A 10346-nucleotide genomic window follows, 5' to 3' on the forward strand; every position below is an offset into this window, starting at 1 on the left:
CATATATCGGGGGAATGATAGATTTGTGGTTGACATGCATCAACAAAGGAAGCCTTTTAGCTTCCTCGTTGTGCAATAGATCACCGTTTTTTCGGTCGACTGGCGTACAGACAGAAGAGAATGGAGCTGCTTGCGCAGAATGCAATTGACCAAATCATCGGCCATGCAGAGTTAAAGGTCGCAAGAGAAAGCAATGCGCCAACAATTGCCCCTATGCCAAAACGGAAGGTTCCTGCCAGCGAAGATGCCGTTCCCGCCATATGGGGAAACTCATCAAGAATGACCGCCATCGCATTGGATGACACCATCGACACGCAGCCCACAAACGCCGCAACGCCAACCACCAGCGACCAGAATCCCAGCCCCAGCAGCGCACTGATGACCATCCACGCTGCCATAATAAATTGTATCCACAACCCCGAGCGGAACATATTTAACGCGCCAATGCGGCGAACGAAGCGGCTGTTAAAGATGGTCATCACGAACAGGAAAACAATGTTTAGTGCAAAGTAATAACCAAAGTTTTCCGGCGCGACGTGGTTAATTTCAATGTAGACAAACGGTCCGGCGCTCAGGAACGAGAACATTCCGGCAAAGCTGAAACCGCTGGCCAGCATATAACTCAGGACACGCTTATGACGGAACAGCGCCGCAAAGTTACCAATAGTGGTACGAATGTGAAATGGCTGACGACGCTCCGGTGGTAAGGTTTCTTTAATCAGGAAGAAAATCATTGCCGAAGCCAGAATCGCCGCTAATGCCAGGATCCAGAAGATGTAATGCCAGCTCAGCCACACCAGCACCCAACCGCCGACAATCGGTGCCATCAACGGTGCAATAGTGGTCACCAGCATGACAAACGACATCATCCGCGAGAACTCTTCTTTCGGGTAAATATCGCGCATCAGGGCGTTAATGACCACGCTGGCCGCAGCCGCAGCCAGCCCGTGGAAGAAACGCATCACAATCAGCTGATCGATGGTGTTTGCCAACGCACACGCCACCGCGGCGGCGGCAAACACCAGCGTACCGCCGAGCACCACCGGCTTACGCCCGAAGCTGTCTGCCATCGGCCCGTAGATTAACTGCCCCAACGCAAAGCCCAGAATATAAGTACTGAGGGTCATCTGCGTACTGCCCGCAGGTACGCCAAACTGCGCTGAAATTACCGGTAGCGCGGGCAGATACATATCAATCGACAGCGGCATCAACATGGCCAGCAGGCCAAGGATAAAAACAATAGCAAACGACGAATGCTGTCGGGTGGTCACAACGGGCTCCTGAAAGTCATGGAAAAGTTAGACGACGCTGGCAATTTCTTCTTCAGTTAACGGACGATATTCACCGGGGGCTAAATCAGCATCCAGCGTAATACCGCCAATACGTTCACGATGCAGCTCAACCACATGGTTACCCACAGCGGCGAACATGCGTTTCACCTGATGATAACGCCCTTCGCTGATGGTCAGACGAACCTGCGTTGGGGTAATCACTTCCAGCACCGCAGGCTTAGTGAGATCTTTTTCGTTATGCAGCTGCACGCCTTTAGCAAATTGCTCTGCCGTATCGTCAGCTACAGGTGATTCCAGTGTCACCAGATAGGTCTTCTCGCAATGATGGCGCGGAGAAGTAATGCGGTGCGACCACTGACCATCATCAGTCATCAGCACCAGACCGGTGGTATCGATATCCAGACGTCCTGCGGCGTGCAGTTTCCAGGCTACCGGTTCATCCAGAAAATAGAGCACCGTTGGGTGATCAGGGTCGTCCGTGGAGCAAACATAGCCCTGAGGCTTATTGAGCATGAAGTAACGTGGACCATGTTGCTGCGCCAGCGGGTTGCCATCGTAAGCGACATCATGTTCAGGAAGCAGTTTGAACGCTGCATTACGAACAATTTCGCCATCGACGGTGACACGATTGCCGCGGATTTCACGCCCGGCAATAGCACGGCTAACGCCGAGTTGCTGTGCGATAAATTTATCAAGTCGCATGTGTGTGATTTTGCCTGTAAAAACGGAGGTCGGGCATTGACCCGAAAATCTGAACTGTTGTCTGCCCAGTATAGCGGTCTAATAACATCCCTCAAGGGAAAAAGATCCATGGCATACTATTAGCAGAATAATCTACCTACGCGAGACCATGATTTTTACACTCCGCCCATATCAGCAAGAAGCCGTGGATGCCACGCTCAACCATTTTCGTCGTCATAAAACCCCTGCCGTTATCGTGCTGCCCACCGGCGCAGGTAAAAGCCTGGTGATTGCCGAACTGGCGCGGCTGGCGCGTGGTCGTGTTCTGGTGCTGGCACACGTCAAAGAACTGGTGGCGCAAAACCATGCAAAGTATCAGGCGCTGGGGCTGGAAGCCGATATTTTTGCCGCTGGGTTAAAGCGCAAAGAGAGCCACGGTAAAGTGGTATTTGGCAGCGTGCAGTCGGTCGCTCGTAATCTTGATGCCTTTCAGGGTGAATTTTCGCTGTTGATTGTCGATGAATGCCACCGTATTGGTGACGATGAAGAGAGCCAGTATCAGCAAATCCTCACTCACCTGACTAAAGTGAATCCCCACTTACGCCTGCTGGGGCTGACTGCCACGCCTTTTCGATTGGGCAAAGGCTGGATCTACCAGTTCCATTATCACGGCATGGTACGCGGCGATGAGAAAGCCCTTTTCCGTGACTGCATTTATGAGCTGCCGCTGCGTTATATGATTAAACACGGCTATCTGACGCCGCCAGAACGACTGGATATGCCAGTAGTGCAATACGATTTCAGCCGCTTGCAGGCACAGAGTAACGGGCTGTTCAGCGAAGCTGATCTCAACCGTGAGCTGAAAAAACAGCAACGCATTACGCCACATATCATCAGCCAGATCATGGAGTTCGCCGAAAAGCGCAAAGGGGTAATGATTTTCGCCGCCACCGTTGAACACGCAAAAGAGATTGTGGGATTACTGCCTGCCGAAGATGCTGCACTGATTACTGGCGACACCCCCGGCGCTGAGCGCGATGTGTTAATTGAAGATTTTAAAGCCCAGCGTTTTCGCTATCTGGTCAACGTCGCAGTACTGACCACCGGATTTGACGCCCCGCACGTCGATCTTATCGCCATTCTGCGCCCTACCGAATCAGTGAGTCTTTACCAACAAATTGTCGGGCGCGGTCTGCGTCTCGCTCCGGGCAAGACTGATTGTTTAATTCTTGATTATGCGGGTAATCCTCACGATCTCTACGCGCCGGAAGTTGGTACACCGAAAGGCAAAAGTGACAACGTTCCGGTACAGGTTTTCTGCCCTGCCTGCGGTTTTGCCAACACCTTTTGGGGGAAAACGACCGCCGACGGGACATTGATTGAACACTTTGGTCGCCGCTGTCAGGGATGGTTTGAAGATGACGACGGTCATCGCGAACAGTGTGACTTCCGTTTCCGTTTTAAAAATTGCCCGCAATGTAACGCAGAAAATGATATTGCCGCTCGCCGCTGCCGCGAATGTGACACGGTACTGGTTGATCCGGATGATATGTTAAAAGCGGCGCTACGACTGAAAGATGCGCTGGTATTACGCTGTAGCGGCATGTCTTTGCAGCATGGGCACGACGAGAAAGGCGAATGGTTGAAAATCACCTATTACGATGAAGACGGCGCGGATGTGAGTGAGCGTTTCCGTCTGCAAACGCCCGCCCAGCGAACTGCCTTCGAGCAGCTTTTTATCCGCCCGCATACGCGCACACCGGGCATCCCTCTGCGCTGGATCACCGCCGCCGATATCCTCGCCCAGCAAGCCTTACTGCGACATCCGGATTTTGTCGTCGCCCGCATGAAAGGTCAGTACTGGCAGGTGCGTGAAAAAGTGTTCGATTACGAAGGTCGTTTTCGTCGGGCGCACGAATTACGCGGTTAATGGTAGTTTTGATTGATGTATAAGGCGATTGAGTATAGAATCTCGCCCGCTTTTGCATACGCAAAGCAGATCACTTACCTGTTGCTGGGTCGCCTGTAGCAGGATTAATTTAAGAGAGAAAGAAATGTTTACTATCAACGCAGAAGTACGTAAAGAGCAGGGTAAGGGTGCGAGCCGCCGCCTGCGTGCCGCTAACAAGTTCCCGGCAATCATCTACGGTGGCAAAGAAGCACCGCTGGCTATCGAGCTGGATCACGACAAAGTCATGAACATGCAAGCTAAAGCTGAATTCTACAGCGAAGTTCTGACCATCGTTGTTGACGGTAAAGAAATCAAAGTTAAAGCTCAGGACGTACAGCGTCACCCGTACAAACCGAAGCTGCAGCACATCGACTTCGTTCGCGCTTAATTGCTGAATAAGTTGTAAAAAACCCCGCTCCGGCGGGGTTTTTTGTATCTGCAGATTATGCCTGATTACGGTATTGCTATTTTTTGCAGGCCAGATAAGGCGTTCACGCCGCATCTGGCATTCAGAACACAAAACCGATTAATTGCCGCCAGACGTCCGGCGCTGCAATTGGTCGCGCAAATTCGGCGGCGTGCCTTTAATGGTCAAGGTATCGGTTGCTGGATCCCAGAAGATGCGTTCACCTAACAGCATCGCATCAAAGTTAATAGTCAAGCCACCGCCGCTACCGGCAAACTTCGTCAACTGACGCAGTGTGCTACGGTCTGCCGGGAAGCTCTCTTCCAGTTCGTAGCCTTTTTCAGCCGCAAACTCCGTGAAGCTCACTTCGCTTACGCCTGCCAGCTCTTTCGACAGCGATTCCAGTTCGATCTCTTCGCCTGCCTGCAGCTGCTCATTACAGTAGCTATAAACCTGCTGGCGCACGTTCTGTCGCTCTGCTTTATCCAGTTGTGCTTCGGCAGTGAAATCATCAACCGCTTGCAACAGCCCACGGTTTTGCGCTTTCGCGTTCAATCCTTCGCTGGCCCCGAGGAAATCCATAAAGAAATCCGCCACTTTGCGCCCTACTCGCCCTTTCAGGAAAGTGAGATAGCGGGTGGACTCTGGATTGGTTTCCCATTCGGTTAAATCGATACGTGCAACAATATCCGCATGATTGATATCAAGATAATGGGTTGGGTTGATGTCGAGATTTTCGTTAACGCGCATACTGCTCAGGTTGCTCAGAACTGCCACCAGCAGATACTCCACCGCCAGATAACGGTAGTGGCAAAACAGCACGAATCCACCGTCAGCAAAAGGATATTTCGCTAATTCGTCACGCAGGCGCCCGGTTGCCGCGCGGCTAAATGCCAGAAAGTCCTCTTCGCCCTGACGCTGTAAGCGCAGCGTCTGCGCCAGTTCACTCTCTTCGCTAAACAAGCCGTAAGCTTTATTTTTGGCGCTATAGACCCGATGCAGTTCTGCCACCATCTCAACGACGGTTTCTGTCGGTTCCAGCAATGAATCGCGCAACACCAGCTCAAGGTTCTGCTCATCACGCTTGATAAGCTGGTGCAGGGCAATCTGGTTGATATCCAGACTCATGATAAACTCTCCTTTAAGACCGGGCGGTATTCAACCACCGCCGGTTAAGCGACGCAATAAAAGATGGCGGTCATTTTACAGAAGGCAGCGTAACGAGAATGATTTAACGCATAAAAAAGCAGAAAAAAAACCGTTGCTACGGTAATATGTTGCCCTTTCATCAACTAACTGATTTCGATTTATGCCACAAATTTCCCGCTACAGTGATGAACAGGTTGAACAATTGCTCGCAGAGCTGCTCAACGTACTGGAAAAACATAAGGCTCCGACCGACCTTTCCCTGATGGTGTTAGGCAACATGGTCACTAACCTTATCAATACCAGCATTGCCCCGGCCCAACGCCAGGCAATTGCCAACTCTTTTGCCCGCGCCTTACAGTCCTCTATCAACGAAGACAAAGCGCACTAAGGGAAACAGATAACAGGTTATGGTAACTCATCGTCAGCGCTACCGTGAAAAAGTCTCCCAGATGGTCAGTTGGGGGCACTGGTTTGCACTGTTCAATATTCTGCTTTCGCTCGTCATTGGCAGCCGTTACCTGTTTATCGCCGACTGGCCGACAACGCTTGCTGGTCGCATTTATTCCTACGTAAGCATTATCGGCCATTTCAGCTTCCTGGTGTTCGCCACCTACTTGCTGATCCTCTTCCCGCTGACCTTTATCGTCGGCTCCCAGAGGCTGATGAGGTTTTTGTCCGTCATTCTGGCAACGGCGGGAATGACGCTATTACTGATCGATAGCGAAGTCTTTACTCGTTTCCATCTCCATCTTAATCCCATCGTCTGGCAACTGGTTATCAACCCAGACGAAAATGAGATGGCGCGCGACTGGCAGCTGATGTTCATCAGCGTGCCGGTTATTTTATTGCTTGAACTGGTGTTTGCGACGTGGAGCTGGCAAAAGCTGCGCAGCCTGACGCGTCGTCGGCGCTTCGCGCGCCCGCTGGCCGCATTCTTATTTATCGCCTTTATCGCCTCGCATGTGGTGTATATCTGGGCCGATGCCAACTTCTATCGCCCGATCACCATGCAGCGCGCTAACCTGCCGCTTTCGTACCCGATGACGGCGCGACGTTTTCTTGAGAAGCATGGTCTGCTTGATGCGCAGGAGTATCAACGCCGTCTTATTGAGCAAGGTAATCCAGACGCCGTTTCCGTTCAGTATCCGTTAAGCGAACTGCGCTATCGCGATATGGGCACCGGGCAGAATGTGCTGTTGATTACTGTCGATGGCCTGAACTACTCACGCTTCGAGAAGCAGATGCCTGCGCTGGCAGGTTTTGCTGAGCAAAATATTTCGTTCACGCGCCATATGAGCTCCGGCAACACTACAGACAACGGCATCTTTGGCCTGTTCTATGGCATCTCGCCGAGCTATATGGACGGCATTCTGTCGACCCGTACGCCTGCGGCATTAATTACTGCGCTTAATCAGCAAGGCTATCAGCTGGGGTTATTCTCATCAGATGGCTTTACCAGCCCGCTGTATCGCCAGGCATTGTTGTCAGATTTCTCGATGCCGAGCGTACGCACCCAATCCGACGAGCAGACCGCCACGCAGTGGATCAACTGGTTGGGACGCTACGCACAAGAAGATAACCGCTGGTTCTCGTGGGTTTCTTTCAATGGTACTAACATTGACGACAGCAATCAGCAGGCATTTGCACGGAAATATAGCCGGGCGGCAGGCAATGTCGATGACCAGATCAACCGCGTGCTCAATGCACTGCGTGATTCTGGCAAACTGGACAATACGGTAGTGATTATCACTGCCGGTCGGGGTATTCCACTGAGCGAAGAGGAAGAAACCTTTGACTGGTCCCACGGTCATCTGCAGGTGCCATTAGTGATTCACTGGCCAGGCACGCCGGCGCAGCGTATTAATGCTCTGACTGATCATACCGATCTGATGACGACGCTGATGCAACGCCTGCTACATGTCAGCACACCTGCCAGCGAATATTCGCAAGGTCAGGATTTGTTCAACCCTCAACGCCGTCATTACTGGGTTACTGCAGCGGATAACGATACGCTGGCAATTACCACCCCGAAAAAGACGCTGGTGCTGAACAATAACGGTAAATACCGCACTTACAACTTACGTGGTGAAAGAGTGAAAGATGAAAAACCACAGTTGAGTTTGTTATTGCAAGTACTGACAGACGAGAAGCGTTTTATCGCTAACTGATTAATTATAAATCAGTTAGCAAAATATCTTACTTGCAATCGGTGTGGAAAACGGTAGTATTAGCAGCCACGAGTCGGCACGTAGCGCAGCCTGGTAGCGCACCGTCATGGGGTGTCGGGGGTCGGAGGTTCAAATCCTCTCGTGCCGACCAAAAATCCCAAGAAAAAATCAACCTTTACGGTTGGTTTTTTTTATATCTGCAATTAATTCGATAAACAGACCGTGACACATCACAGCCTGTTTATTTTTTGTTATCAGAACGTCCAGACCACACCCGCCTGAGTATTCCACGGCGATTCTACCCCTGCGCCATTGCCATAGCTGACTGACAAATGACCGCTTAACGTCGGGGTAAACGATGACCTTATCCCAGCCTGATAAACGCCACGGGTTCCAGCCACATCATTATTAAATTTGCCATCGTCATTAACTTTCACCTGGTTAGAATCGGCGTATTCCTGACGCACGGCGGCTTTCAGTCAGGGTTCCAGCGTCGTACCGTTTTGCAGGTCCATGTGATAGCTTACCGCCGTTCCCGCTTCAGCGCGTAATATCCGGGTATTTCCCACATCCGCGCGCATGCCGTTTGATAACGTGTAGTCCTGACCATCTGTGGTAAAGCCGGTAAAGGCCAGATAGGGTCTAACACTCCACAATCCGTCAACCCAACGGAACCCGCTCTCGACATGAGCACCCGCGCCGTTACTATTGTAATCGCCAAACGCTGTTGCCCCATTACTCATCTTGCAATGGATGGTGTTGGCAAAACGGTCAACTTTCACCACTCCATCAACATAGGCACCGTTCTGATGCTCCCAACCGGCATAAGCCCCCAGGGTATAGCTATCGACATTGCCTTTGCCGCCGCGATCAAAACCAATATCAGAATGAGAGTAACCAAAGAACAAGCCGCGAATTGTGCTGGTTTCTTCACGGGAGAAACGGCTATCGATACCGAGCGTCAGCCCGGTCAATGTTTGCTCAAAGCCAGCGCCCGCATCAGTGGTCACGTTGTTGCGGGTGTTAATTGCCGAACTCCACATCGCCGTATCGTAATTAACGCCTTTTACGCTACCAAGACGCTCACGCACGGTGTCCAGTTCTGCATCAAATACCAGCGGTTGTGCTGCCGCCATATTCAGCACATCAGTGGTTGAAGGGGTAATTTGCGCGCGATTCTCTGCCAAACTCCAGCTATGGTTGCCATTATCCAGCAAGGTATATTCATACGTACCGATATCAACAACGCCTCCGGCATTGCCCAACGTAAATGCAGCATCACCGCCGCCCGTTGTTACCAGTGTAAGGCTATCTCCTGCTGCCGGGCTGGCACCGGTGTCCGTCACGAATATTTTGAAATCACCTGTTGCCTGATCGGTGACGTTGAGCTGATCGCTCTGATGATTAGCCATATCGGTACGCATATAAAAATTGCCGTTTCCCGACAGGGTATTGGTGGTCAACGTAATGAAATTTTCCGCACTTGCCGTCACTGATGAACGAGTCACTGGCTCATCCATCATAATCACATTTGCGTCAGACATCGCAAGGTTGGCTAAGTTGAGGAGGGTGTTTTGGTTCGTCGTAGTGATATCGGCAATGATGGTCCATACACTATTTTCGAGCGAAACGTCCGCTTTGCTGGTATCCACGGCACCATGCGTTCTAAAAGAAGCGCCCTCAGAAACCACTACCTTACCCACCAACATTGCGGGTGCATAATTTATTTGCGGCTTCATGACCTCAAGAATGCCATCATTCCCTCTGACTGAAACGTTAACCATTGTGCCAGCCCAGACGTTAGCGCGGCCATTGTTGATAACCATATTTTCAGAGATGGCTTTTGAGGAATACGTGATACTTCCATTCTGATCTGATCGACCGAGATCATATACCGCATTTGCCTGCACTTTCGTACCAGTATCCTTTCCCAGCGATTGCATAGTGGCATGCTCATCAAGGATAGTATCAATGGCCTGCGTGTCCTCCATAACAATGAGCCCGGAACCATCATCCAGTTCATAATTTTTTGACACACCATCTTTTATACTAAATTGGCCTTTACTGTTTGGACCACTCACTTCCAGCGCATTCGTTGAGACAATTAATTTTCCGCCTGCTTTTTTATCAACGCCAGTTACAGTCCCGCCATCCATAACCTCCAGTAAGCCGCCACTATCTACAGTGGTATTATAAGCGAAGTCATTTTCTTCAACTCGCAAACTTCCGCCGTTTTCCAACAACATATTATTAGCAATACCATTCTTGATATCGAACTGACCGAGACGGTTTGTTCCGAATACCTCCATGGCCCGCGTGGTTGTTTTAATAGCACCGCCTGCTTTCTGATCTACCGCAATCGCTAATCCCCCCTCTTTAACCTCCAGTAGTCCTCCCTTTTCGATAGCGACAAAGACGGCCCCCCCATCTTTTTCAACGATTAAGCGCCCGCCTTTAATCGTGGTATCATTCGCTGCGCCATAAACCTGTAGCACACCATTATTGAGCGTAGTCTGGTTTGCCGCGCCACCCATTTGAACAATTTGATAACCGTCATTTAATACTGAGTATTCTGCGGCGCCATTCATTTCAATGTACTGATACCCTCCGTTAATTTCAGTATTATTACTTACACCAAATTCTTTTATATGCTGTTCTCCGCCAGGATTGATTTTCGTATTATTGGCGGTCCCATAAAC

The 10346-nt window shown here is 50.7% G+C and carries 7 protein-coding genes, 1 tRNA gene and 1 pseudogene; 5 read left to right on the forward strand and 4 right to left on the reverse strand.

The window, feature by feature from the left end; translation table 11 throughout:
• Positions 1-80: 80 nt before the first annotated feature.
• Together bcr and rsuA are read right to left on the reverse strand one after the other, a co-directional pair.
• Complete coding sequence (gene bcr, locus E0D98_RS17775; RefSeq protein WP_000213360.1) at positions 81-1271, reverse strand: multidrug efflux MFS transporter Bcr; 1191 nt, start codon at positions 1269-1271, stop codon at positions 81-83.
• Positions 1272-1298: 27 nt separating this feature from the next.
• Positions 1299-1994, reverse strand: a complete 696-nt coding sequence (gene rsuA, locus E0D98_RS17780) for a 16S rRNA pseudouridine(516) synthase RsuA (RefSeq protein WP_001234850.1) — start codon at positions 1992-1994, stop codon at positions 1299-1301.
• Between the two features lie 148 nt (positions 1995-2142).
• Here rsuA and E0D98_RS17785 point away from each other — a divergent pair, with 148 nt between their 5' ends.
• On the forward strand, positions 2143-3903 hold the full coding sequence (locus E0D98_RS17785; protein WP_000578079.1) for a DEAD/DEAH box helicase: 1761 nt from the start codon (positions 2143-2145) through the stop codon (positions 3901-3903).
• Between the two features lie 124 nt (positions 3904-4027).
• Complete coding sequence (gene rplY / locus E0D98_RS17790; protein WP_000494183.1) at positions 4028-4312, forward strand: 50S ribosomal protein L25; 285 nt, start codon at positions 4028-4030, stop codon at positions 4310-4312.
• 138 nt (positions 4313-4450) lie between these two features.
• On the opposite strand, the gene yejK is transcribed toward rplY, so the two are convergent.
• On the reverse strand, positions 4451-5458 hold the full coding sequence (gene yejK / locus E0D98_RS17795) for a nucleoid-associated protein YejK (RefSeq protein WP_000050789.1): 1008 nt from the start codon (positions 5456-5458) through the stop codon (positions 4451-4453).
• Between the two features lie 181 nt (positions 5459-5639).
• Between yejK and E0D98_RS17800 the strand changes: the two genes are divergently transcribed.
• The 3 genes from E0D98_RS17800 (at position 5640) to E0D98_RS17810 (ending at position 7798) form a co-directional block, all read left to right on the forward strand.
• Entirely contained in the window at positions 5640-5867 is a 228-nt protein-coding gene (locus E0D98_RS17800; protein WP_001135667.1) for a YejL family protein, read from the forward strand.
• A gap of 19 nt (positions 5868-5886) precedes the next feature.
• Positions 5887-7647 (forward strand): LPS biosynthesis-modulating metalloenzyme YejM, encoded by a 1761-nt coding sequence (yejM, locus tag E0D98_RS17805; RefSeq protein ID WP_000256203.1) that lies wholly within the window; start codon positions 5887-5889, stop codon positions 7645-7647.
• Positions 7648-7721: 74 nt separating this feature from the next.
• Positions 7722-7798: transfer RNA gene (locus E0D98_RS17810), tRNA-Pro, on the forward strand.
• A 103-nt stretch (positions 7799-7901) separates the two neighbouring features.
• Here E0D98_RS17810 and yejO read toward each other — a convergent pair.
• A pseudogene (gene yejO, locus E0D98_RS17815) lies at positions 7902-10346 on the reverse strand (autotransporter YejO); the annotation flags it as partial.

Source organism: Escherichia sp. KCJ4928, assembly GCF_004352695.1.
In the GTDB taxonomy this organism is placed as follows: domain Bacteria; phylum Pseudomonadota; class Gammaproteobacteria; order Enterobacterales; family Enterobacteriaceae; genus ECMA0423.